Origin of the sequence: Alkalibacterium subtropicum, assembly GCF_900112455.1 — a bacterium.
GTDB lineage: Bacteria > Bacillota > Bacilli > Lactobacillales > Carnobacteriaceae_A > Alkalibacterium > Alkalibacterium subtropicum.
In genome coordinates this window covers 54,846-80,856 of sequence record NZ_FOLT01000008.1, presented here as the reverse complement: position 1 = coordinate 80,856, position 26,011 = coordinate 54,846, and the positions used below count along the sequence as shown (strand labels likewise).

General features: G+C 43.8%; 21 protein-coding genes and 1 pseudogene. 4 read left to right on the top strand and 18 right to left on the bottom strand.

The window, feature by feature from the left end; translation table 11 throughout:
* Position 1: 1 nt before the first annotated feature.
* Positions 2-319, bottom strand: coding sequence for a rhodanese-like domain-containing protein (locus BM049_RS08600; RefSeq protein WP_091530563.1), 318 nt, complete (start codon positions 317-319; stop codon positions 2-4).
* Positions 320-473: 154 nt separating this feature from the next.
* Between BM049_RS08600 and BM049_RS08595 the strand changes: the two genes are divergently transcribed.
* On the top strand, positions 474-1,421 hold the full coding sequence (locus BM049_RS08595; protein WP_091530560.1) for an alpha/beta hydrolase: 948 nt from the start codon (positions 474-476) through the stop codon (positions 1,419-1,421).
* A gap of 54 nt (positions 1,422-1,475) precedes the next feature.
* Here BM049_RS08595 and BM049_RS08590 read toward each other — a convergent pair whose 3' ends face one another.
* Positions 1,476-2,474: a potassium channel family protein gene (locus tag BM049_RS08590; RefSeq protein WP_091530557.1), complete on the bottom strand. Its 999-nt coding sequence runs from the start codon at positions 2,472-2,474 to the stop codon at positions 1,476-1,478.
* A gap of 272 nt (positions 2,475-2,746) precedes the next feature.
* Between BM049_RS08590 and BM049_RS08585 the strand changes: the two genes are divergently transcribed.
* Positions 2,747-4,603: a diguanylate cyclase domain-containing protein gene (locus tag BM049_RS08585; RefSeq protein WP_177188657.1), complete on the top strand. Its 1,857-nt coding sequence runs from the start codon at positions 2,747-2,749 to the stop codon at positions 4,601-4,603.
* A gap of 47 nt (positions 4,604-4,650) precedes the next feature.
* On the opposite strand, the gene BM049_RS08580 is transcribed toward BM049_RS08585, so the two are convergent.
* Genes BM049_RS08580 through BM049_RS08560 form a run of 5 tightly spaced genes read right to left on the bottom strand, consistent with a single transcriptional unit; the run spans position 4,651 to position 10,885 of the window.
* Positions 4,651-7,515, bottom strand: coding sequence for a DEAD/DEAH box helicase (locus tag BM049_RS08580; RefSeq protein WP_091530550.1), 2,865 nt, complete (start codon positions 7,513-7,515; stop codon positions 4,651-4,653).
* Complete coding sequence (locus tag BM049_RS08575; protein ID WP_091530547.1) at positions 7,512-7,913, bottom strand: (deoxy)nucleoside triphosphate pyrophosphohydrolase; 402 nt, start codon at positions 7,911-7,913, stop codon at positions 7,512-7,514. The genes BM049_RS08580 and BM049_RS08575 overlap by 4 nt, the downstream gene beginning before the upstream one ends.
* Positions 7,914-7,943: 30 nt before the next feature.
* Positions 7,944-8,612, bottom strand: coding sequence for a DUF6320 domain-containing protein (locus BM049_RS08570; protein ID WP_091530544.1), 669 nt, complete (start codon positions 8,610-8,612; stop codon positions 7,944-7,946).
* Positions 8,609-9,958 (bottom strand): condensation domain-containing protein, encoded by a 1,350-nt coding sequence (locus tag BM049_RS08565; RefSeq protein ID WP_091530542.1) that lies wholly within the window; start codon positions 9,956-9,958, stop codon positions 8,609-8,611. The genes BM049_RS08570 and BM049_RS08565 overlap by 4 nt, the downstream gene beginning before the upstream one ends.
* 15 nt (positions 9,959-9,973) lie before the next feature.
* Complete coding sequence (locus BM049_RS08560) at positions 9,974-10,885, bottom strand: alpha/beta hydrolase (protein ID WP_177188656.1); 912 nt, start codon at positions 10,883-10,885, stop codon at positions 9,974-9,976.
* Positions 10,886-11,454: 569 nt separating this feature from the next.
* Here BM049_RS08560 and BM049_RS08555 point away from each other — a divergent pair.
* Positions 11,455-12,105: a peptide-methionine (S)-S-oxide reductase MsrA gene (locus tag BM049_RS08555; protein WP_091530540.1), complete on the top strand. Its 651-nt coding sequence runs from the start codon at positions 11,455-11,457 to the stop codon at positions 12,103-12,105.
* 127 nt (positions 12,106-12,232) lie between these two features.
* On the opposite strand, the gene corA is transcribed toward BM049_RS08555, so the two are convergent.
* From corA to BM049_RS08520, 7 genes are all read right to left on the bottom strand, one after another.
* On the bottom strand, positions 12,233-13,189 hold the full coding sequence (gene corA / locus BM049_RS08550; RefSeq protein ID WP_091530538.1) for a magnesium/cobalt transporter CorA: 957 nt from the start codon (positions 13,187-13,189) through the stop codon (positions 12,233-12,235).
* A 342-nt stretch (positions 13,190-13,531) separates the two neighbouring features.
* Positions 13,532-14,572 (bottom strand): MupG family TIM beta-alpha barrel fold protein, encoded by a 1,041-nt coding sequence (locus BM049_RS08545; RefSeq protein WP_091530535.1) that lies wholly within the window; start codon positions 14,570-14,572, stop codon positions 13,532-13,534.
* Positions 14,559-15,986: a PTS transporter subunit EIIC gene (locus tag BM049_RS08540; RefSeq protein WP_091530533.1), complete on the bottom strand. Its 1,428-nt coding sequence runs from the start codon at positions 15,984-15,986 to the stop codon at positions 14,559-14,561. Before BM049_RS08540 ends, BM049_RS08545 begins: the two co-directional genes overlap by 14 nt.
* Positions 15,987-16,016: 30 nt before the next feature.
* Positions 16,017-16,907 carry an N-acetylmuramic acid 6-phosphate etherase gene (murQ, locus tag BM049_RS08535; protein WP_091530530.1) on the bottom strand — a complete coding sequence of 297 codons (891 nt, stop codon included), beginning with the start codon at positions 16,905-16,907 and terminating at the stop codon, positions 16,017-16,019.
* Positions 16,907-17,752, bottom strand: coding sequence for a MurR/RpiR family transcriptional regulator (locus tag BM049_RS08530; protein WP_091530527.1), 846 nt, complete (start codon positions 17,750-17,752; stop codon positions 16,907-16,909). The genes murQ and BM049_RS08530 overlap by 1 nt, the downstream gene beginning before the upstream one ends.
* 257 nt (positions 17,753-18,009) lie before the next feature.
* Positions 18,010-18,453, bottom strand: a complete 444-nt coding sequence (locus tag BM049_RS08525; protein ID WP_218147234.1) for an OsmC family protein — start codon at positions 18,451-18,453, stop codon at positions 18,010-18,012.
* A 111-nt stretch (positions 18,454-18,564) separates the two neighbouring features.
* Entirely contained in the window at positions 18,565-19,458 is an 894-nt protein-coding gene (locus BM049_RS08520; protein WP_091530525.1) for a metallophosphoesterase, read from the bottom strand.
* Positions 19,459-19,617: 159 nt separating this feature from the next.
* Here BM049_RS08520 and BM049_RS08515 point away from each other — a divergent pair.
* Positions 19,618-20,108 (top strand): annotated as a pseudogene (locus tag BM049_RS08515) (cupin domain-containing protein).
* A 35-nt stretch (positions 20,109-20,143) separates the two neighbouring features.
* Here BM049_RS08515 and BM049_RS08510 read toward each other — a convergent pair.
* The 4 genes from BM049_RS08510 to BM049_RS08495 all read right to left on the bottom strand — a co-directional run bounded on the left by BM049_RS08510 (position 20,144) and on the right by BM049_RS08495 (position 25,215).
* Positions 20,144-20,536, bottom strand: coding sequence for a VOC family protein (locus tag BM049_RS08510; protein WP_091530522.1), 393 nt, complete (start codon positions 20,534-20,536; stop codon positions 20,144-20,146).
* Between the two features lie 109 nt (positions 20,537-20,645).
* The gene (locus tag BM049_RS08505) at positions 20,646-21,521 is read right to left on the bottom strand and encodes an alpha/beta fold hydrolase (protein WP_091530519.1); all 876 of its coding nucleotides are present in this window, start codon (positions 21,519-21,521) and stop codon (positions 20,646-20,648) included.
* A 119-nt stretch (positions 21,522-21,640) separates the two neighbouring features.
* Positions 21,641-22,819, bottom strand: a complete 1,179-nt coding sequence (locus BM049_RS08500) for a GNAT family N-acetyltransferase (RefSeq protein ID WP_091530517.1) — start codon at positions 22,817-22,819, stop codon at positions 21,641-21,643.
* 173 nt (positions 22,820-22,992) lie between these two features.
* Positions 22,993-25,215, bottom strand: coding sequence for a putative bifunctional diguanylate cyclase/phosphodiesterase (locus BM049_RS08495; RefSeq protein WP_091530514.1), 2,223 nt, complete (start codon positions 25,213-25,215; stop codon positions 22,993-22,995).
* Between the last annotated feature and the right edge of the window lie 796 nt (positions 25,216-26,011).

Here is a 26,011-nt window from a genome sequence, read left to right as displayed (position 1 = left end):
TTTATAATTTTCCTCCTCGAACTGTTCCATTCCATTGATTCATTCCGCCGCGTACATTCACTACATCAAACCCTTTTTTCTGTAGTGCTGACGCTGCGCGTTTGCTTCTCATACCTGACTGACAAACGACATACAATTTGTCCTCGGTTTTACCTTTATACTGTTCAATTTTATTTAACGGGAAGTTCTTTGATCCCGGGATATGCCCCAGACGGTATTCGCCCGGCATACGCACATCTAATATGGTAGGTTTCTTGTTTAATTCTGCTTCCAGCTGTTTAGTCGTGATGGTCGGTATACGGTTAAAAAGTCCAAACATGCTTATCTCCTCTGCTTTCTTCGCTTTTCTAAATACCCCACTAGGTATACTAAACCTTATAAACCAAGATGTCAAGCTCGAGGAATAAAAAACTTCGTACTTTTTTCAATTTTCTAGGTTATACTGGTATTAAAGGTTTTAAGGAGGATGATTTATGAGAAAGAGAACAAAGTGGGGGCTGTTCGGAGCGATCAGCTTGACCACCAGTTTATTCACCTATGCCAGTACATATTTTTATAAAACCGCTGTGGGTATCAGTAAAAAAGAATTCGTCGCTGAATACAGTATGGAAGAAATATACCCGGATGATCCCTGGGAAAAGGAGAAAAGATGGTACCAGACTGTCGAGAAGGATGTCCTGATCCAGCGTTCGACAGACGGCCTGCTGCTTTCTGGTCTTTTTATACCGGCTCAAGATTCCTCCAGGAAAGTCGCCATCATCGCTCACGGTTACAGTGGGACCAACCGTGACATGGCCCCCTGGGCCAAACTGTTTTATGATCTGGGCTTCAATCTCCTGTTGCCGGATGCACGCGGACACGGCGAAAGCGAGGGCGATTATATCGGATTCGGCTGGCATGAACGGGAAGATTATGTTCTATGGATCGAGCAGATGATCGAAAAATTCGGGGAAGATACTGAAGTGGTGTTGTATGGTCTGAGTATGGGGGGAGCCACTGTCTTGAACGTCAGCGGAGAAACCTTACCTGAAAATGTCAAAGCCATCGTGGAAGACTGCGGATACAGTTCGGTGTCCAAAGAAATGGCCCATCAGTTAAAAACCATGTACAAGCTCCCGCAGTACCCCTTCATTCCTATGACCAGTTTCATTACAAAACTGAAAGCAGGATACTGGTTCGGAGAAGCCAACCCGGAAAAACAAGTGCGAAAGAGCCAGACACCCCTCCTGTTTATCCATGGCGGCAGCGATGCGTTCGTACCCACTCACATGGCATACGATCTTTATCAGGCAGCTTCCAGTCCAAAAGAGCTGTATATCGTCCCCGAAGCCGGACACGCCTATGGGTATATTACAAATAAGGAAGAATACCGTAAACGCATCACATGCTTCCTCTCAAAACACCTTTCTCAAAAGATTTAGACTCACGAGAAAAGACCAGGGTCATCCCTGGTCTTTTCTCGTGAGTCTATTTAGTTACTCTTTATGCTTTGGCCATTCATGGTTATCAGAAATAACCGCCCCCAGCAGTTTTTGCCTGCGTTCGATTACAGTATCCAAATCGCGGGAAAAGTCTTCTTCAGTTACAAAAGGAATGCCCGTGTCACCAAGTTTGTTTATAGCCGGGCGATCGGGTTCGACCTCAGCGGGATGAACGAAGACAGACGTCAGTGAATCGAGATATGTTTCTATACTTGACCGTGTTTCCTGAACCAGCACGACATTGACAGATTCCTTATCTGTCAATCCGAAATGCAGCAGAGATAAAAGATCGTCCAGGATCGCAATACCTATGGCAGATGCTTCTTCTGGCGTTTCGCTGTGGTAGTAGTGAAGCAGAGGATAGGCCTGATGCTGCTGGGTCAAAGTAGAGATTTCAGAAGAGGCTTCCATCAAGACCAGGTCCAGCTGATGAAAATCCTTCCCGTTCCATGCAAATCTTAGAATTTCTTCACTCGACATGCCAAGCCCTGTGATCGAACGGGCAAATGAGCGTTTCTGCACGACTGCCCCCACGACATTAATGACATAGGACGCGCCCAGCGTTAAGAACAGGATACCGATGCCCGAACTGACTGCCGTAGCCACCTGCCAGAATCCCGGCTGAGGAGAATAATCACCGATACCTAAGGTAAAGATGGTATACCCGGTGAAGTATACTCTTTCATACCAGATAATGGGACCGCCTGTCTGTGTATCGATGATGGAAGAAGGATCTCCCGAATAAAACAGAGTGATACCGAACCACATGAAAAATATCCAGCTGAACAGTGTAACGACGAGAATGATCGGGCCGACCAAGGTCAAAATATTATTGTTTTTTCTTGTCATTTTTTCGATACTCTTCCAAGTATACCGTGCCACTCTTTTAGATAAAGGTCCCGCTCCGCCATCGATCCAAAGCGTTGTCCAGATCAGATCCATAATAGCAAAAAAAGTGATCCCGAACCCAAAAATATAGTAAAGATATGACATTATCCTTTACACTTCCTTTTATTGATTACCTTTATAGTACGCGACTCAGAAGACGTTTTGCAACTAAATGACCCTGTTTTACGTTACATTTCCCCGGCAATATATATGATTGGATGCATAATCACTTAGTCATACATCGGTATTGGTCGACATCTTTTGTTCACGCTTTGTTTTGCTTTTTCGTTTCATCCCGCAACTCTCTATGTTACTTTCAGTTATATTATGGTATGGTTTTTATGAAGAAATATCTCAGTTTAAGGGGATTACCGCATATGTTGACTAAACACAGAAATAAAGTCATTCTTGTGTTTATTTTTGTTTATACCTTTTTCTATTACGGTTGGATAACACTATTGGATACGCACGAATACATACGGATACTTGGGGGAAACCTTCTCTCTATCACAGGTCCCTTTCTGGCCACGATCTGGTTAGTTCAGACCTATAAGCGAAGCCCTGAAGCAGACAGACCTTTCTGGCTTTTCCTTTCATTGGGAACGTTCAGCTTCCTTGTCGCAGAAGTCTTCTGGTTCATATACGAAACAGTGTTGCTGCGGGATGTTCCTTATCCTGGAAGTCCCGATATTTTTCATATACTGAATCTCGTCTTTTATCTGGCTGCATTCAGCTATAAATTAAAAATAGTGAAAAAGCACCTGTCCATTGCCAAGTTCATCTTCGATATTTTTCTCGTGATGACGGTCTATACGACCTTTTTCTGGTATTTTCTCATTAAACCGCTTATTGCGAATAATACGGTCCCCCCTTTTGAACTGGCACTTTCTCTCTTTTATCCGCTTGGAGACCTGGCTCTTCTCTTTTTCATTCTCGTACTGTTTGTAAACGGCCGAGATCTGTTTCACCGATACACGTCATTCTTTCTGCTTTCAGGCATCCTCCTCCAGATCACGGCAGATATTGGCTTTATGCTTATGCAGAATGCAAATCATTACATTTCCGGTAGTGTGCTGGATCCCTTATTCGTTTTGGGTGTGATGCTTATCGGCTACACCGGCCTGCTTCAAAGAGAGTCCTCCCCAGATGAGAGAACTAACGTGCTGTGCGATGAATCCAGCGGAAACTTTCGCATGCTGTTCCCTTACGTTTATGTCAGTGTCCTTTTCCTTTATATGATCGTCAACGCTTCCACCCTCAATGAAGTGACGCTCGGGGCCGGTATAACGATCGTTGTCATCATCGTCAGACAGCTGCTTGTCCTGGTTGAGAACAAACGTCTTATCCAGAACTATGATGTTCAGACGAGAGAATTGCTCCTGAGTGAACAAAGATATAAGTCTCTTTTCTATCATCACCCTGATGCGGTCTTTTCCCTTGATTTGAACGGCAATGTCTTGAGTGTCAATGAAAAGGGTGAAGACCTGCTGGGAGTCAGTCGAGAAAAACTGATCAGTCGGTCTGTCATGCAGTATGTAGCAGATGAACATAAAGAAAACGTGCGGGTAAATTTCTACAACACTAAAAAAGGAATAGCTCAGCATGATGAATTCACTATTACAAATTATTTCGGCCGTAATATATATGTCAATGTTACTCACATCCCGATAATGATAAAAAAGGAACGAGTCGGCGTCTTTGCTATCGTCCAGGATATTACGCAAAATAAACGTAATGAAGAACGGATCCATTACATGGCCTATCATGACACACTGACCGACCTGGCTAACCGGACACATTTTGAAGAAACTCTCGACGAACGAATCAGGCAATCTAAAAATATGAATGAACCCTTTGCGGTTATATTTATGGATCTGGATAATTTCAAACAGATCAATGATACTTACGGACATGCCGCTGGCGATGAACTGCTTTCTGAAGTCGGCAATCGCCTCCGACTCATATTGAAAGATATAGAACACGGAGCACGCTTAGGCGGCGATGAGTTCACGCTTCTTTTGACCGGTATCTCCTCTCGTGAAGACATCAGCTCGCGTATTCAGGAACTCTCTGAAACGTTAAGTCAGCCTTATCAAATCAAAGATAAAAAACTGACATGCATCCCAAGCATCGGTTATTCGCTTTTCCCAGAGGACGGGACCACGGCAGCCGCTCTACTAAAACGCGCCGATGACGCCATGTATGCAAACAAGCGCCGGTCCAAACACCACTAAAGCAAAAGACGGCGTATCCGCTCGATTCGAGTGGATACGCCGTCTTTTTATTTTTTCAAGAGCAGATAGCGATACAAGCTGTTTTCGATTGGCTGCTGTAATTTCAAGTCCATCGTGACCACACTTTTCTCTTTGCCCTCTTGGGTATATTTCTTTATTTCTTGAAGCGAACTTTGGATAGGCTCAACTACTCCTAAATAGTAAAAATCACTGCCCTCGTCGTCCGATTTTTTGACAAACAAGCGATAGGTCCAATTTGACGGATCTTTCAGTTTTTCCACTTCCGGTGATTTCAATGTCCTTGGTGACTTTGTAAACCACTTCATTGTACTGGAGTCCAGCAACTCATCTTCATAAGCCATGAGTGCCCCAGTAAAGGATGCTCCTTTTTCCAGGGTAACGAAAATGACGAACTCTCCATCATTTGCTGTATAACCACCTATATTCTGATCGACCATCTGTTCTTTCCAGTTAAGGAGTTTCAAAACCTCTCTTCTCTTATACTTCTGATAGAGCGTCAAGGGTTTTTCTGGATCATATTCTTTCGCATTCAGCAGACCTGTTTCAATACTATCCATAAATAACTTATGGAAATACCTATCTGATAAGGCCGACTTAAAGGCGATCGAAAGGTCGATCTTACTGTCTTGAACACTTATAAAAGGAGCTTTCCCGTATGTCTTTTTTGTCATTCCAGTAAAGAAGCATAAATCAAGTATGCCCAGTACTGACCTAACCGTTTTTTCACTGCTGGGTATCCCTGAATCACTGTACCATTCTTGCAAAGCTTTGATAGAAACCTTTGTATTTTTTCCTTTTTTATGCTCGCGTATCAGCTTCTTCAGTAACAAAAGTTCGTGAAGCCTGATCCCAGGAAGCAGTTCACGCGAGGCAATCACCAGGTATTTCTGCTGTTTTTCACTTAACGTTGCTTCGTTTTCTTTCATACTCTCCAAAAAACCATAGTAACTTTTCTTTTTGTCAGAAAGCAGTACTGGATCGAGTACCGCCTGTTCTTTAAAATCTTTCAGATAAGGGACCCTGCCCAACCGATTGTAGAGAAGATTGAAGGCTTTTCTCAGCTCCTGCATGGCATCCATCTTAGTCTGATCAATCGACTCAAAAATTTGTTTTTTAGCTATTTCTTCAAAATTTATTGATGAGACGCCTGAGATAAAATCAGTGTCATACGTGTCTTTTCTTACTTTGTTTTTGTTCCGTGAGACATCTCCGGATAAGGCCATCGGTATTAGATAGTTGTTTTTATAATTACCTATAAAATCAATAACGGTCACATACTCTTTGGACGGATCTTTTCGAAGACCGCGACCCAACTGCTGAATAAAGATGATACTGGACTGGGTGTTTCTCAACATCACGACCTGATTGATCTTTGGTATATCAATGCCTTCATTAAAAATATCGACGGTGAAGATATAGCTGATCTCACCTTTTTCCAATCGACTGACTTCATCTTCTCTTGTTTGCAGAGAATCCTCTCCCGATAAGTACGTACTGGCCATGCCGTTAGCATTAAAGCGATCAGCCAGTGCCTGGGCTTCTTTTTTACGGCTGCAGAAAACCAGCCCTTTCGGTTTGTTTCTCGAGCAGCCATAGTAACTCAATTTATCCATAAGAAAATTGACACGGTCTTTCTCGATAAGTTGAGAAAAATCAGTTTTCTCAGATATCAATTCGCCATTTTTCTCATGATCAGTGACACCGAAATAATGGAAGGGGCACAGCATATCTTCTTCCAATGCTTCCTGCAGGCGGATCTCGTAGGCAATATTATAATCAAACAGCTCGAATATGTTGAACCCGTCTGTCCGCTCAGGTGTTGCTGTCATCCCCAGAAGGAATTTTGGAGAAAAATAATCGATCACCTTATGATAAGAAACGGCTCCCGCCTTGTGGACCTCATCGATCAGTATATAATCAAAGTGTTCTTCAAGAAATTGACTGTATACTGATTCTTTTGACAGGGTCTGAATCGTCGCAAACAGATACTTGGCTTTAAAATCTTTTTGTGCGCCTGATAAAATACCATAGTCTGAAGGCTGACCCCCAAGTATTTTCATGTAATCCTCTTTAGCCTTATTCAAAATTTGTTCCCGATGCACGATAAACAAGACACGATCCGGTGAAAACTGATTGACATCAAAAGCAGAAAGGAAGGTTTTACCCGTTCCAGTTGCTGATATCACCAGGCCTTTGTCGGCTCCTCGGGCTCTAAGTGCCCGAATATTGCTAAGCGCCTGCTTCTGCATCGTGTTGGGACGAATATAAGGGGTCTCGTCTTCTGTAAGCGTCCCTGCTTTTATGTCAACTTTTGAATCATAGTTCTTCTGGTAATCTTCTATCCATTTACGGGTCAGCACTTCTGCCTGCTGCCACTCTGATTCCATGTGATCGTGGATGTCCTGGATCATCTGTCCATGATTATATGATGTCAGTTTCACGTTCCATTCATAATTGATCTTCAACGCACTCATGGTTAAATTTGAACTGCCCACTATAATAGAATGATGCGTGTTATGCGTAAACATGTATCCCTTAGAATGGAAGCCTTCTTTTTTAGAAATGCGGACATCGATGTTAGGAATATTCAGTAAATCATTAAAGACCTCCGGTTTATTGAAGGCCAGATAAACAGAGGTCAAGAGACGTCCCTGAATCCCTTTTTTATGTAAATCAGCCAGCTGCGTTTTCAAAGCAGCCAAGCCATCCTGGGTCACAAAAGCGACTGAAAAGAAAAAATCCGTACAGGCAACTAATTCCTCATGTATCACATTCAGCATGAATTCTTTTTTTGAGACATCATTAATGATCAGATACGGATCGTAGTGGGACCCTTGAAACTGATGATCAATAAATGCCTTTTTCAGTGAACGTTCCAGCATATCGGTCATGTAGAGACGCCCTCTTTCATCAGTTTTTCTACAATGGGAATATCCGCAGGAACCCACTTCAGGTTTGACAGCTCATGAGGTTCCAGCCATTTTACAGCCTTATGTTCAGTTAGGTCCGGGATGCCTTTCACGTATTCACATACATAAGCGGCGAGGTGCACCCGGCCAAAGTCGTACTCATATATCGTTTCTTCAAATAGCCGGGCCTCTACTTTTATATCAAGGTTCAGCTCTTCTTTTATTTCACGTTTTAACGCTTCCTGATGGGTTTCAGTTCCTTCTATTTTTCCTCCGGGAAATTCCCACAAATCAGACAGCGTCATGGATGAACTTCTTTGAGCACACAAGATCTTTCCAGTATTTTCTATGATTGCTCCTACCACATAAATGTCTTTCATTCTATACACTTCCTTGCTTGTCATTCTTTTTTACACATGCATACGTTTTTCAAGTTCATCGATAACTGCCTGTCGGTGCTTGAAAAAAACTGCAACGGACATGACGAGACTGAACACGACAGACAGCAGACTGGGCAGAGAAAACACGACCCAGTCCAGCAGTAAAAAGACAGCGGGGATCAAACCCACGATAGCCGCCAGCTGAAGATAGAGAACGTAGTCTTCTGCCCTCAGATTCACCACCTGGATAGAAATGAACATAGCAAGCAGCGCAGAGATACACAGGATAGGGATCACAAATGTCAGCGACCACCCCAGCCATCCATTGATATAGTCGAAATACAAACTTAATAAGGAAAACAGGAACAGGATGTACACAATGCCTTTTACAATATTCCGGCGTTTTCTTATGATGACGAGCATCATCAGCCACATGATCATGATACCGAACAGGACATATTCCAGATTGAAAAACTGAAAGCGCCAGATAAAATGAGCTGTAAAATAAAGGATGATCAGAACGATCGAACTCAAACTCAGGATCTGTCTGATTTTCTTCCGGTTGAACTTGAGAGGCACTTCCGGAAAATCCGAATCTTCTGACCGCTGACCCTTTGTATCTTTTAAACGTGTATGACAAAGCGGACATCTTTCCCAATCCCCTTTTACATCAGCATGGCAGGCAGGACAGTGTTTCATGAATCGGTCATCTCCTCTCTGGATACTCTATTCACATCCATGGTGACATGGACCTTTCTATCTGTCAGCAGCCGGACAAATTCACGCTGGATATCCGTTTCGACAAAGGGGCTCGTAAAGCTTATGGTCAGAACATCCTGATAACTGATCAGGCAAAACTGCGGGCGCACAGCAGCTGTATAAAACAGCGTCTGCTTGACGTACTGCTCCATACCTTTCGGTAACTGCACCCGCCCCAAGTTCGACATGGCTACGGTGATATTTTTATTATTGAAGTAGTTCACCAGTTTCAGCACGCCATCTTTAAGCGGACGGGGGGCGATACGCGTAAGCGGATTGAACTCGAAACGGATGAACCGTTTCAGCCTTTTCTCCAGCGCTTCCTTCTGCAGCTGCGATTTGAACTGCTGTGTCAGTTTTTCAAACAGATCATTCAGGTCGTTTTCTTTGTCCGGTTTAAAGGTGTATGTGACGATTGTCGTACTGAAGAAGTTGCGCACGGATACTGACGGGAAAAACTGTCTCAGATTTATAGGAATGGAGGTCGTGATCGTCACATCTTCCGATTTATCTTCTTTTGCCCGGTAAACAGCCAGCATATAAAGAGCTGTCATATAGAGTGTCAGGGAAATATGTTCACGCCGGGCCAGATCGAGTGCTTCTTTTAAAGGCAGACTCATTTCTATGACCCGCTGGCGGTGATCTGGTGTTTTTTCACCTTTGATCCGGTAAATAGAGGACGATTCAGGCTCCGGCTCCAGTGGTTTTGCATCGTCTGCCAGCTCGTTTTCTCTGTACTTTTCCAGAGGTTCAATGCTGGCTTCGATCGCTGCATACTTTTTCTTTTTGCTGAAATAACGTTTAAAACTGTCTTCCAGATCGGCCTTGTCTCTTTTTTCCGGTTCATCTAAAGCTTTCAGGAGCTTGGCCTGGCGAAGTCTGACATATTCGGTCAGAAGATCTTCAAAAAACCACAAGGCTCCTGTACCATCGGTCAGGGCATGAAAGACTTCCAGGTGGATCCGGTCTTTATAGTAAAGCACTCTGAACAGAAACTCCCGCTTGTCATAGTGATACAGCGGCGAACATGGCGGATCCGTTTCCGGTTTCACTTTCGGTGTGCCTTGGCTTTCTTCCAGATAATACCAGAAAATGCCCCGTCTCAGCACATTATGAAACAACGGATAGACTTTAAATGTCTTCTGAAGCGCAGACTGTAGTAAAACAGGATCCACCACTTCAGTCATTTCAGCCGACAAGCGAAAAACTTTCGTATCTGTTTCATTTCTGGCAGCTAAAAAGATATTTGAGGCGTTATCCAGCCTGACCCATTTTTTCTTTTCCATAGCTGCTGGACCTCCTTAATCGTTTAAAAAAGTTTCCATTTCTTTCAGTGTTTCTTCCATAGGTTCAGTAAAAGCGGGATAGTTGATGAAGCCATGGACACTATTCAGTACACGATGGATCCTTACCCTGTTTCCTGCTTTTCTCAACGCTTTTCCGTAAGCTTCTCCTTCATCACGCAGTGGATCGAATTCGGCTGTTATGATCAGCGTATCCGGAAGTCCGTTTAAGTCTTCCGCCATCAAAGGTGAAATCATCGGACTTTTCCGTTCTGCCATATCCGGTCCATAAAGCTCCATGAACCCCTGGATTTTCTTGATCGTCATGCCGTAATCATAACCGTTCGTCCGGACTGATTCAAACGGAGACTTTTCCGTATGGTCCCAGTAAGTCAATGGATAGATCAGCACTTGCTTCTGGGGCATTCTTTTTTCACGGTCACGCAGCAGCATCGAGACGACCGCGGCTAAATTTCCGCCGGCCGAATCTCCCATGATGATCCAGTCCTCGTCTTCTTCATCTTCCAGAGGGGTCAGAAGGACTTCCGCTACGCGGTAGACATCGTTCAACCCCGCCGGAAACGGGTTCTCAGGTGCCAGCCGGTAGTCCACCGAATAAACCACACGACCGAGCTGATCCGCAATGTTGACACAGGCTCGCGTGTAGTAATCGATATCGCCGATCACCCAGCCGCCTCCGTGAATATAGAGGATCGGTTCCGGATGTCTTTTCTTCTTGGGATAAAAAATACGGACGGGGATTTCATGGTTATTGTCCACTGAATAGATCTTTTCATCCAGTGTACGGAAACGGGCTGTCGGTGCGCTCGAAAAAAATTTCTGCACTTTTCTCACCCATCGGTAGTCTTCCTGCATATCGATACGCGGCGATGAAGCTAAGCGTAGTAAAAATTTAAATACTGGATTCATCTTTTTCCCTCATTATCCTCAGACTCTTTTTCACGTGAATGGACCGTTCGAATATCCTACAATCATACCTTTATTTTACGTGTTTATCCAGATAAACAGGAGATCCTCTTTGTTTTACTTAAAGATGAGAAACGCCCCGATACATATAAAAACGGACAGCCCCACGAGATACCTGTGCTGTCCCATAAAGACTTATTCCCCTAGTCTTTTCATAGTGAGATTCAAGCCAGATATAACGAAGGGGGCCACTACTGCCGCGCCATATGCCTACATGACCAGCGACAGTACATTCACTATATTCTATATCTCTTTCTCCATTGATTTATGCATAGTCCATTTATAAGCAGTATACCAAAAATGACCGGGGATATTCCCGGCAGATTTCATTTCACCGTTTCATATGACTCCCCCTTTTCCCCCTGACATTCCAGCACACATCCTGACTGTTCAGTTATTTTACCTTTCCCTCTGCAGAAGCCAAAGCAAGCATTCGAGAAAACAGACCTGCACGTGTTAAACTAGTAGACACGAACTGGCTGGATTCTGTCAGCTGAAAGGAGGAAGCTCTGATGCTTAATATCAACCGTCGCGCACGAAAACTGGAGACTGCAACATTCGGGATGGGCTGTTTCTGGGGACCAGAAAGCCGTTTTGGCCAGTACCCCGGTGTGATCCGTACGCAAACAGGATTTGCGGGAGGAACGACCGCTGAACCCACCTACAGGAAAATCGGTGACCATACGGAAACGATTCAGATCGCTTTCGATGCGTCTCTTCTCTCCTATGAAGATATTCTAAACATTTTCTGGAACAGTCACGATGCCGCAAAGGACCGCAGTTACAAAGGACGTCAATACCTCTCACTGCTGATCGTCCATTCCACTGAACAGTTGGAAACAGCCAAAAGAATGAAAAGTGAACGGGAAAAGCAAAACGGAAAAGAGATCGGGACAGAGATCCTTTATGACCTGCCTTTTTATCCCGCAGAAAATCGTCATCAGAAATATTTTCTTAAGCGGTTCGATAAAGCGATGGATACCCTCCTGCCTTTATTCCCGGATCATTCGAGTTTCATACATTCCACTATCGCTGCCCGCTTAAACGGCTTTGTCAGGGAGAACGGGCGTTTAACTGATATAAAAGATGAACTATCAGACTGGCAGCTGTCAGAAGAGGAAGAGAAAGTTCTTCGCAAGGTATTGCAAAACATCCGCTGGTAGTCCTTGTCTTCTCTGGCTTTTACAGCAAATTGCTTCACGTGAAACATTTTTATGAAAAAGCTCCCGCCAAGGCAGAATCACTTTATCCTCTGCGTTAGCGGGAGCTTTTTAATCATTTAAATGATGACTAGTCGAACCAGCCTTTTTTCTTGAACCAGAAAAACAGTGACAGGCCTATGACCAGCATGATCCCCAGCACAATAAAGTAGCTGTACCTTTCATCCAGCTCTGGCATATAGTGAAAGTTCATGCCGTAGATCCCGGAAATCAGTGTGAGTGGCGTAAAGATAGACGTAATGATGGTCAAGATTTTCATGACTTCATTGGATTGATGGGAAGTCACAGAAAGGTAGTTGTCTCTAATGTCCGTGGTGATTTCTCTATTTGAACTGACCATTTCCGACACTTTGAGCAAGTGATCGTAGATATCAGAGAAATACTCACGTCTGTTTATCACTTCTGTTAAATGCTGGGAATTCAGCATACGATAGAGCAGATCCCTCATCGGGTTGACTGTCTGCCGTATATGCAGCAGCATATGCCGAATATCAAAAAGTTCATCCATCAGTTCATCCATAGACTGATTTTGCCTGTTATCTTCGATCACATCCAGCTTGGCCTCGATAGTATAAATAAGCGGAAAATAGGCGTCGACCAGCTTGTCCAGCGTTTGATAAAAGATGTAGTAGGGATCCCATTTTTCAATGGCTGCCTGATTCGTGATCCGGTTCCATACTTGTTCAACTTCTTTGGATTCTTCAAAGTGAAACGTGACGATATAATTCGGACCGACGAAGAAATCCAGTTCTTCTTTTATGATTTCTTTATCTTCCTGCTTAGCGATATGGGTCACATAGAAATCGTATTCGTCATAATAATCCAGTTTAGGCCGCTGGAGCAGGATCCCACAGTCTTCAATCGCTAAGGGATGAAAATGAAAAACAGAGTCCAGCAGACGAAATTCGTCAGCAGTCGGATCGCTGAAATCCACCCAGTACCATTTATATCTCTTCAAGTTTTCCTCAGTCACTTTGACCTCAGTTTCCAGCGTGTCATCTGGCAGTACGCCAATAATATTGATCATAGATTAAACATCCTTTGTCATGTCACTTTATACTTCATTATACGATAATATAAGAAACTATTCTAACATTCTAATTAGCACTGTTCATTCGTCCTCACTTTTTATGGGGTCAGATATGAGCCGGTCATGTTAGGCAGTTGAGACCACTTCACGGGAGTAGAGGTTCCGGAACTGGTCGCAATACGATTATTGAGACCACTTTACGCAGTTTCTTCAGTGGAAATAGTCACACTACCGCAGGAAGAATAGTTCACCTTGACTAAAGGCAGGAAAACAGGCTGAAACAAAAGTCCCAGCCTGTTGTCGTCGAATATTATTTTTTGATGACTACGCTCTCTTCGCTTAATCAGCTGGTACAAACATGAACCTATCACCATTATGAAGGTTATCGAGCAGGAGATGATATTTTTTGTCTATCCTTCCAACGACATTCACACGTTCATCTTCCGGATAATCAGCTTTCGTCACTTGAACCTCTCCTGAATAGCGTTTATACCGTTCATTATCCATCGTAACGGATCCTTTCAGACGTTCATCTGTCTGATCCGGTTCGACGCGTTTTCCGGTTTGCGCATATTGTCTGGACTCCTGGACACGAATCAGCGTGGCTGGAGAGTCCACTCGGACAGTAAATCGTTCGTTATACAAGCTAACCTGTTCTTCAGTCAGCTTGACTGGAAGACGGATCAGACCATCTTCTAAAAACTTCATGATCAAGTCCAGGTCAAAGTCGGACATTTTTATGTCACCCAGAAAGACTTTATCTATACCGTAACGCTTTAGTAAATCGACACACTGCGCATAAGGTGAGAGATACCGATGAGTTTCAAGAGTCGGCAACCCTTCATACAAAGGGCCACGCTTTTCTTCGTCACCGGATATGAAAGCCAGCGTCTGACCTGAATTTTCTCTGATCCGCTTATTCAAAGAAGTAAAGAAAAGCTCATCTAGCCCCGTTTCTGGTCTTGGATAAAAGTTGTGCATGTAGAAAGCTTCAGCTTCTTCACTCTCCTGATTCAACAAGGTCGAAGCATTATAGGTGAAACTGACATCCATCTCTTCTCTTTTCAGCTCCTTTAAATCAAACCCAAAGTCGATTCTCAAGTTATTCAGATGAAGCCGACGGGCCAGCGAGGCTAATGAGTCTTCTTCAAACCGTTCCAGAGTAAGCGGCGACACATCTGCCATGAGCCAGAACCCATTCTCATGCAGCCATTCACACATTTCTTCTACATTTTTTACATAGTCGTCATTCACTTCTTCATTCATATGAAGGGAGGTAAAGACTGGTGCGTTTTGATGCTTCAACTTTTCAAGGAATGGACGCTGCCGTTTAAATGCGGACACATAAACGGCGAATCCAAATGTTTTAGATGTTTGCATTTCTTAAATCGTCCTCTTTAATGAACAGACGTGTGATAATGAAACCTCCAAGATAAGAGATCAGTATACCGATTGCGTAATGAATCATTCCATCCTGCATCAATGGAAGGGCAACCCAGCCGGATGGTCCCCAGGCATTTGCCATAACGCCCATCAGCATGACATACGCACCACCAAAGCCAGCACCCAGTCCGGCTGTGATGAACGGTTTACCTAAAGGCAATGTGACACCGTAGATCAGCGGTTCACCGATCCCAAGCACCCCTGCAGGCAATGCCCCTGAAATAACGCCTTTCATTCTTTCATCGCCGACTTTTTTAGCGATCAAGTAAATCGCTATGGCTGCTCCAACTTGTCCGGCACCAGCCATAGCCAATACTGGGAACAGTGACACGCCACCTAATGCTTCAAGTTGAATAGCATAGATAGGGATCAGGCCGTGATGCAGACCAACCAATACCATTGGAAGGAAGACTGCAGCTAAGATATAGCCAGACAAAATACTTACAAATGTATTTTCAGAACCAATGATCAGGCTCAATCCGCGTACCAGCCAGTCAGAAAAGAAGCCTGAAACCGGCATGATGATAAAGACAAAGATCAGTGTCGTAATGAGTAAGGTCACGATCGGTGTGACCATCAAGTCCAGGACATCCGGTGTACGTTTTCGTACAGCTTTTTCTATCTTAGCCAGGATGAATACACCGAAGATAACACCGATGATCCCACCTTTACCTGTTGTCAGGATCGAATTCAGCGGCTGTTCGGCATCATACAGACCAACAAGTGTGGACAGATCGATCAGCGGTGCCGCAATGGACATAGCCCCGATCATCCCACCTAAGGCTTCTGTAGCACCAAAGCGTTTGGCTGCATTCACCCCAGTGAAGATAGCGAAGTAGCCCAGGAATGAATTGCCGATCAATGCAAAGGTGATGCGGATACCTTCCCAAACATCTCCGCTGATCGTTCCTTCGCTGATCATTGTGCCAAGCAGACCGCTTAAGCCCTGGAAAATACCGGCAGCGATGATCGCAGGGATCATTGGAATAAAGATATTGGCAATCGTGGCTAAAGCCTGTTTGAATTTGCCTTGTTTCTGCGCGCCTTTGATCTGCTGTTTGTTTTCCTGCCAGTTATTGGCGCTGCCGGAGGAATCCTGTACACTATATTTTTCCACGAGCAGATCATTGATTTTTTTAGCCGTTCCCGGTCCAACAATGACCTGATAGGTATCTGCATCGTTCACACCCATGACGCCTTCGGTATTTTTAAGTTTATCTTCGTCGATCAGGCTTTTGTCTTTGACGTTCATCCTGACGCGTGTCATACAGTTTGTGGAGGAAGCAATATTATCCTTGCCACCAACAGCATCGACGATTTCTTGAGCTAACTTTTCGTTATTTTTAACCATCTGTGTGTTGCTCCTTTTCAATGTTTTTTATTATAGTGCTTTTCTTACGTGGCCTTCTGACTCTTCAAGCTTTTTGACGGCAGCCTCTTTATCGATATCTAATAAAATCATTATAATGGCAACTTTGACTTTTCCGTCACTTTCCGCTAAAGCTTCCTTAGCCGTTTCACGCTCGACATCGGTTGCTTTCATCACAATGTTCTCGGCACGTGAAACAAGTTTTTCATTCGTCGGCTGGACATCGACCATCAGGTTTTTATAAACCTTGCCGACCCCTACCATGGCGATCGTCGAAAGCATATTCAAGATCATTTTTTGTGTGGAACCCGCTTTGAGGCGTGTCGAGCCAGTCAGGACCTCAGGACCGGGAACAGCTTCAATGGCAATATCTGCGGCCTGGCCGATCTTTGTGTCTTTATTGCAGGCGATGGCGATCGTCGGAACCTTGATTTCACTCGCATAATTCAATGCCCCAATAACGTAAGGGGTGCGTCCGCTCGCGGCAAGTCCAACAACGACGTCATTTTCGTTCAATTCCAGCTTGATCAGATCTTCTTTTCCCAGCTCCCGGCTGTCTTCCGCACCTTCGATAGCTTCCGTAAAGGCACGTTCGCCTCCTGCGATCAGACCCACGACTTTTTCTTTTGGGGTACCGAATGTCGGTGGACACTCCGATGCATCCAGCACGCCCAGCCGCCCGCTCGTACCGGCTCCTGTGTAAATCAGTCGACCTCCTTTTCTCAATTGCTCAATGATCGTAAGGACGGCGCTTTCAATTTCAGGAATCACCTCCTCAATGGCTTCTGCGACCTTTTTATCCTCATTGTTCATCACAGTGAGTGCTTCTTTCACACTCATCTGATCAAGATCCATCGTATTGGGGTTCTGTTTCTCTGTTTCCATCTTTCCTAACTCTACCATCAGTCCTGCTCCTTTTTGATCTGTGTTTTTTCAAGTATCTCGATAGTCTCTTCATACATTTTATTGATATAACTCGTAAAGAGGATATCGATGATATTCAACTGTGCAATACGCGACGACATCGCCCCGCTTCTGAAGCTGAACTCATTTGATGCGACATAAATTGCATAATCTGCCAGTCTGTTGATCGGTGACTCGTCTGTTTTCGTGATCGAAATGATCGTGGCCCCATTTTCTTTTGCCACTTCCGTGCAGGTGATCATTTCTTCCGTCTGACCGGAATAGGAAATCACTAAGGCAACATCCTTTTCGCTCATATTTTTAGCCATGAGCAGCTGGGTGTGCCAGTCTTCGCTGACATAAGACATTTTATTGATGCGTGTGAACTTCAGCTGGGCATCTTTCGCTACGATCAGCGATGCGCCCATACCAAAGATGGTCAGCTTTTCGCATTCAAATAGTTTGTCCACACAGGTTTTGATCGTTTCTGTATCGATCAGCTTTTCTGTCTCTTCCAGTGAAAGAATGTTCTTGTGCGTCACTTTATTGATGATTTCTTCGACCTCATCCGTTTTGGTCAGTTCAGCTATATGCTTCTTTTTGTAATTCGAGCGAACAGCCTGTTCATAGATCAGATCTTTCAAAAAGTCCTTGTAGCCTTTGTAGCCAGTCTTTTTACATAGACGAATAATTGTCGAAGGGGATGAGAACGTCTTCTCCGCTAAATCATATATCGTCATTTGACTGGTTTCTTCCGCGTTTTTTAGAATGTAATCGATGATCGCCACTTCTGTCGGGCTTGCATCTTTTTTATATTCTTTTAATTTTAACGTTGCTATGGCCATAATTTATCTCCCTCTTCATTTCAATATTAACAGTATAAAACATAGTGTCAATGAAACGCTTACTTTATAAAATAAAGTACCATAAATTGGTTGCGATTCAGTGAATACGCCTAATTTTATGAAACAAAACCTGCTCTATTTATATTATATTAAATCCACTGTAAAAGATAACATTACAAATCATAACCTCTTATATGTAATGAAAAATAAAGAAAGCAGGCATCCTTGGGATGCCTGCTTTCTTTATTTTGTATTTTTTATGCTTTTACCCAGGTATCGTTCATTTTGACACCTGCCGCTTTAAATAATGTGTAGATCGGGCAGCGAGCTTCGACTTGCTCCTTGATCAGCTGGATGCGCTCGTCAGATTCTGATGTGTCGACTTTGACATTGATCGTCACTTCCTCAAAATATGGCTGAACAGATGTATCACCCATAAAACCGCGGGGATCGAACGTGCCTGAAACATTGATCGTCAATCCTTTTAAATCAAAGTCCATTTCTCTGGCGGCCATATTAGCTGTCACGTTTTCGCATGAAACCAATGCAGCTAGTGCTGTCTGCATCGGATTAGGACCTGAATTTTTCCCACCAAGTGTTTCTGATTCATCCAGAACCAGTTCATGTTTTCCAACCTTGGCTGTCAAAGCAAAACCGTCCGTTTTGGCGTTCACCGCAAATTTCATTTTGTTGTTCATCATCATTCATCATCCCTTTTCTCAAATCTTTGTTCATTATATCATTAAATCAACTTTTAATAAATAAGTACTAATAGTAAGTTTGTGATGTTTTTGTGAACATTCATACATAAATCAGTCGCTGGCTGTCAGAGTGAATACCGTGATCTCAGGTACTGAGTTTATTCTCATTGGCGTAATGCTCATGCCGATCCCTCTGTTTACATATAGGTCGTTTTCTTCAGCTCCATATTCATCTTCTATCCACCCATCCGCAGTGACTTCGCCCCCCTGAAATAAAGAGAGATAAGACCAAGTGCTGCTGAAGGGCGTGCGTATCTGTCCCCCGTGTGTGTGTCCGGCTACGGCCACTGGGGCGGCCCCAGCTTCTAGCATTGCGAATGAATCAGGGTTATGCATCAGAACCATTCGGGGCGCTTCTTCAGGGACCCCTTCGAAGGCTTCATTCGGTAAATCATTACCCGCCCAGTGGGAACCCAGTCCGACAACATAAAAGTCTTCATCAGTTCCTTCTAAGAGGATCTCATTTCTGTTGTCGAGCATCACGACACCTAAAGTCCTCAGTTCATCAGCCAATCCTTGCGCCAGTTCCATATTCGGTTCGGCATCCTCCGCGGACATGGCGTAATCATGATTCCCGAGTACGCTGTAGACTGGTATGCCGCTGTCAGCCAAAGGACGCATGATGTCCATGACTTCTGCTAGTTTAGGGTCGTCCATACTCTCTACGTGATATAAATAATCGCCCGTGATCAGTATCGCTGCAGGGTCCATCTCGATCACATCTTCCACTGCCTGTCTGGCGGTCCACACATTATCCAGCCACAAGCCAACTTGAAAATCGCCGATGACAGCGATCTTTTCCCCTTCCATATCTGCGGGCAGGTTCGTGATCACCGCCTCCTGCTCCTCAACATCCAGGATATAAGGTTCAACGAATCCCCACATAACTATAGCTAACAGGACCGCCCCCACAGCAAGCAGCCATCTTTTCGCCTTTTTATTCATATCTTTCCACCTTCTCCTTCATTCTTTGTATCTAGTATACCGAATACCGTCTATTTTTATTAATATGATGCATTCTGGATTTCTGATAGACAGGTTTTCATATTCCTGCTTTTATTTGATATACTGTAAGACGACTTCATTTTCGTAAGGAGCATGGCAATGAAAACAGCAGAACAATGGATCAGAGAACTAAATCTCGAACCCCATCCGGAAGGGGGGACTTCAGACAGACGGATCTGTCTAAAGAAAAATGTATACAGGAAGAAAAAGTATCCGTTTTATACACCAGCATCTATTTTCTTTTGACCTCAGATAATCCCTCTCATTTTCACAGACTCGTTTCCGATGAAATGTGGTTCTATCATGCCGGTCATCCACTGACGGTGCATTCTCTTTTACGCGACGGGTCATACAAAAAGACGACACTAAGTTTGGATATTGAAAAAGGGCATCACCTGCATCACACCGTTCGGGCCGTAACTATTTTTGGATCCACTGTTGAAGCCGTCTATGCCTTGGTCAGCTGCATAGTCGTTCCCGGCTTCGACCTCTCCGATTTCAGGCTGTTTACGAAAAAAGAACTTTTAAAAAAACACCCCGAACACTCAACCATCATAAAAAGACTCGCTTACGACACGCTCCCGGATTAAACGGGTGCGCTGTCAGCGAGTCTTTCATTTTACTATTAGCTTGTCTTTTGAGGCGACTGCGGATCGATCTCCATGAATTCAAGCCAGTTCCCATCGGGATCTCTGAGCCAGAACTGGGTGTTGGTATCTTTGCCTACCGAGAGTTCCTGCGCAAAGTCGACTTCTTTTTCTCTCAGTTCCTGTGCTAGTTGTTCTATCTCCTCCACTTCAAAACAGATGTGATCATGCTGATGTTTTGCTTCTTTGGTCCCGCCATAGAAAAACTCCACAAATGAGCCGTCGGCAACCTTGACATATTCGATCCATGGCTTTCCGTCATCGTCTTTCAAACCGAAGGCATGTTTGAAACCAAGGATATCACAGTAAAAATGCAGTGTTCTCTCCATATCAGTCACTTGCAGTCCTTTATGATGGATCCCTTTGATCATACTCTCCACTCACCTTTTATTTAATATAGTTTTTTTCAGCTGTTTTCAGTATACACCTTTCCCGGGCTGTGCTTAAGTATAAGTCTTTCATCTGTTTGAAAGAACCGAGCTAGGCCCGATCGTTCTTTCCCTCAATAAAATCAGAGATAAGCTGACTGACACGGTCTGCTTCTTCGATATGGACCCAGTGCGTGCCTTCCCCAATTAAAATCCCTTTACCATCCTCACAGTATGCCAGGCTCTCATGCGCCAGCTCCGGATCCAAAAACTGATCCTTCATGCCCCAAAGGACTAACGTCGGCACAGTGACGTGTACGGGTTCCTGCCCATTCACGAAGGCTTTGCCATTAGCCCGATACCAGTTCAGCATGGAAGTCATTGCCCGCGGCTGTGACCAGGCATCGGTATACTGTTTTAAATCGGCTTCTTTGAATGTGCCTTTCTGACTGCTCGCCTGCATCGTTTTAGTGAATGGCTTCCAGTCAAAGAGACTGAGGCTCCACTCAAATACACCTCTGAACTGGAAAGAGAAGATATAGGAACTTTTCAGAAGCTGTGAAGGTTTATGACGTATGTGCTTGACCATCGCTGCTTCATGCGGCGCATTCAAGATGACCAGTTTATTAATGAGTTCAGGATACTGTCTGGCAACATGCCAGGCCACGATTCCGCCCCAGTCGTGGCCAACGAGGGTGACCGTCTCTTTTTCTGATGCTCTTATCAGTCCCACGATATCAGACACCAGCTCATCCAGTTTATAATCATTGACCCTTTTGGGCTTATCACTCAGATTATAGCCGCGCTGATCCGGTGCCATGACCCGGTAGCCTTTATCTGCAAGATAAGTGAGGTGTTTTTGCCAGCTGTACCAGAACTCAGGAAAGCCATGCAGAAAAAGAATACCGGCACCGTCCTTGGGGCCTGCTTCAACAACATGCAGACGGATCCTATTGGTTTTGATAGAGTTATGTTCCAGAGAGCTCATTCAAATTTCCTCCTTATTTTTTAGTGAAAGCCGATTTGTTAGTAATTTGATATTTTTGCTTACCTTCATACTATTTTATCTGGAACAGACTATTCAAATATAATGACCGGCAGCTCCAATCATTCCCATTGTCCCGGGAATTGCCGTTTTTGCAGGGGGGGAAAGTTTCTGCTAAACTCTTCCACTTTTTCTTCTGGAATATTTTCAAAGACTGGTGAGGCATGAAACTTTCCTTTAACGTCTTTCAGGCTGTTTTCATATAGCTCGGTCCCCATGAAGGCATCGAAGTTTTCACCGCCGGCTGTTGTGACCTCAAATCTGTCGCACGGTTCAAACCCCAACCGTGGATAATAATCGGGGTCGCCGAAAATGATGATCCCTTTGTATCCTGCTTCACTTGCCAGTGCCATCGTTTCTTTTAGAAGGATTTCACCAACACCCATCCCCTGCCATTTGGGGTCAACGCATAAAGGACCAAAAGTCAGAACATCTTGCGATCGATCCCCCTCCACGACCTCCGCTTTTGAGTACATGATGCATCCAATGACTTGTCCATCTTTAATGGCTATGCGACTTAACTCAGGAAGATACTGGCTGTCCTGACGCAACAGATGGACGAGATAATGTTCATCACACCCCGGCTTATATTTGTTCCAGAAGGCGCGCTGAGTCATCAGTTCGACAGCATGGTGATCTTTTTCTGTTTCCTGGCGGATATCTATCTCATCGCGCGACAGTTTTTCCTTGTCAGCCGGAAACCAGCCGAATTCAAGTCTGACTTCCTTCCGTTCTACATCGTCATTGCTGTAGCTGCATGTATCCAGGCCGATCAGGTCGAATCCTTGATGCCGGTAAAAGCCGATTGCATTCACGTTGGATGACTGCGTTTCCAGTATGACAGTCCGGCGACGTTCATGTCTCGCCTGCTCTTTGGCGATAGCGATCAAAGCCCGGCCAACGCCTTTTTTCTGGTAGTCATCTGCTACCCAGAGCTCTGTGATCCGCAGCCGGTTCGACCAGTTTTCCTGATCCGTTTCGATCGCCGCCACCAGTTTCTCCTCATCAATGATCCCCCAGGCAAAAGGATGCTCGCAGTGATCCGCGTATAAACGATCCGGCTGATCATCCTCTTCTACTGAATGGGTCACTGTGTGCAGAAAGTCCTTCTTCTCAATAGCTATGCGATAACCTCTTGGCTCATGACCGATGCTTACATCGAAATACTGGTTCGTGCTGTATTTTATCGGGATGAGCGTGCCTTCCCACTTCTCTTTTGGTAAATGAACAATGTTATCCATCCTGCAGTCTCCTTTTTGATAAAGTCTGATGGTCTTATTATACGTGATATTCCTTTGAAACGTTAAAGTGAACGATCCTGACTTTTCCCAGTATTCAAAGGCATCTCAAACGGTTTTTTTTAAAAAAGAGACACTGGTATCTCACCAGTGTCTCTGTGTTCAACTGTCATTCTTTAGTGAGACAAAGCCAGTTGTGTATCTGGTTCTGGGGCCTCCTGGAGCAGATTCTCAATTTCTTCTGCCCGCACAGCTTTAGAAAAAAGGTAACCTTGTCCATACTCACATTTAGCTTCGATCAGTTTATTCAGCTGATAATCCGTTTCTATGCCTTCAGCCACGACCTTTAACTTCATATTCATGCCCAAGTCAACGATCGTTCTGACCATGGCCTGCTGATCGACACTCTTCATATCATCGATGAAGGTTTTATCCAGTTTGATCGTATCAATAGGCAGCTGATTGATGATATAAAGCGAAGAATACCCCGTTCCAAAATCATCGATCGAGATTTGTACACCCAGGTCTCTCAATCCGCGAATGATTTCTGTGCTCTCTTTCGTATTCTGCATGATACTTTCTGTCACTTCGATTTCCAGTAGACTGGGAACCAACTCTGCCTCTTGCAAGGCTTCTTTGACCAATGTCAGGAGTGTTCCCTGCTGGAATTGCCGCACTGAAACATTGACCGATATATTTGTCGGCGACAAACCGTCATGCTGCCAGCGTTTACTTTGAAGACAAGCTGTTTTAAGAACCCATTCTCCAATCGAGATAATCTGTCCATTTTCTTCAGCTATTGGAATGAATTCGGCCGGTGAGATCCAGCCAAGTTCCGGATGCTGCCATCTTAGTAAAGCTTCCATCCCTATTATTTTTTTCGTCTTCAATTCGACTTTTGGCTGGTAATACACTTCAAACTGTTCTTCTTCAAGAGCTTTTCTTAAATCACTCTCGATCCTCATCCGCCGCAACATTTTCTGATTCAAGTCATCATTGTAAAATCGATACCCATTTTTTCCGCCTTCCTTTGCAAGATACATAGCAGCATCAGCAAATCTGAACAGCTTTTCAAATGTCTCTCCGTGGTCAGGATACATACTGATGCCCATACTTGCCGTTACGATGATTTCATGATCATAAATAGCAAAAGGTTTCTGGAATGTTTCAAGAATCGTCCCGGCAACCCGTTCACACTTTTCAACCGTTGCATCAGAGAGGATGATCGTGAATTCGTCGCCGCCCAGTCTGAATAATGGCGTATCTGAACCTAGTATCTGCTGTAAATATTCAGAGATTTTCACGAGGATATAGTCGCCGGCCTGATGTCCCAGCGTATCGTTAACCACTTTAAAGCGATCCAAGTCGATCAGCAGCAATGCCGTAAGGCTATTCTCGTTATTTTCCATCTCGCTATTCATCTGCTCTTCGAAACTTTCCCGATTGCTTAAGCCGGTCAACGGATCATGATAGGCTAAGTGCCGGTATTCGTCGATGAGTTGGTTGTTTTCTTTCAGAATATGTAACTGACGCGCTATTATCATAACTACTATAATAATTAGACCGAGAATCAACGTATTTAGATCCCATTGATAGCTTTCCAAAACTAAGAGCATCAGTACCACTGTGCTAATGTAAGGTAAAATCCCAGTCATTTGCTCATATGTTTTTTCGAAACTTTTTGAAGGCTCATCTCTATCTGCTGTCATATAATATCCGGCCAGACCTATCAGCCATATACTGCTCAGCCAGAGAAAATCAGATAGTCCCCCTCGTGTATACTGTTCTAATGCACCGGAATAAACAGCATAAGAGTCAGCCATCGTATGTAAAAAAATCCCTGATACGATAAGCAGCATCACTCGCTTATCCGTATCTTTATGAATTAGATAATAAGTGATGACTGAAAGAAAAAGCAGACTTAGATCTATAATAGGAAAGGCTAGCATAGTAATGATCTTCCACATCGAGGAATTGGATAGGGTAATGATTGGTTCAATCAGAAAGTGCAGACTGATAGAAGCTGCCGTGATCATAAAAACGATGATGTTAAATAAATAAACACCTTTAAACGTATTAGGTTTTGCCCACTTTAACCAGTTAATAAGCGAAGATAAAAATAAAGCATATGCAGTCAACCATAGAGAATAGGCTGTATCTGATAAAATCAGACTTTCTCTCTGAACAAGAAAAACCATCCAGAAGAGGTTGGCAAGCAGATAAATGAACAAACCCAAATTAAGCGTGAACCAGAATTTCCACTCTTGATTTTTAGAGCGTTTAAACGCTCTAAAAGTAAAAACATTGGCAAATACCAGCCCGAGTATGTGCTGCATATTGATTCCTATTGCTAACAGCCAGGAATTATCTCCGCTATACAACCGCCACCCATAAAACATTATTATATTTATTCCTAGTATGCCGATAATAAATTTTCCACGTTTTAACACTCTTATCCCTCTTTATCTTGAATATATAGTTCATAAACGACACAGTTTATCATAGCGTGTTCACTTGAAACATATCTTTGCCTCTTACCTTGGCAGAATCTTATTCAAGTCACTTCTTTATTTTTATTTCATTTTTTCATCGCTATTTTACTAATACCATGTAAGTATAACGCTTTCTTTTTTATATAGTCTACAGTCTTATTGTCGCACTTTTTTATAGTAAGTTAAGATTATTTTAATAAAAATCTTAACAGTGAAACCAGCTCCCCCTGTCACTATCCTCTTTAGTATGGTATCTATCTTGCCATTCTACTCAAATATATAGCTTTGAATTGACTTCAACATTATATAAAGGAAACTGATAGATAGACAAAACAGCCAGTCCGTATTGAAGTCGCTCATATCCGGATTCCTCATTCATATTAATGTATAGTGAATAAGAGAAGGACATCCTCACATTTCAACAGTCAGGTCGAACCCGGAGATGACGTGCCTGTCGGCGTCACGAGCACGACCGAAAAAACCTCAAAGGCAGCATCGTCGATCTGATCAACCACCCGTTCCGTGTGTTTCATATCGATCGTCCGGATAAGGATTCCAAAGGTCTCATCTTACTTACGAACGATGGGAAGATCATGAACATCTACTTGGTCAAAAAGCCTATCGGACGGTGGCTCTATTTATCCACAAAAGAGAAAAACCAGCTCTTAAAAAAATCCTCCTGTACTCCTGGAGAATGGTAAAA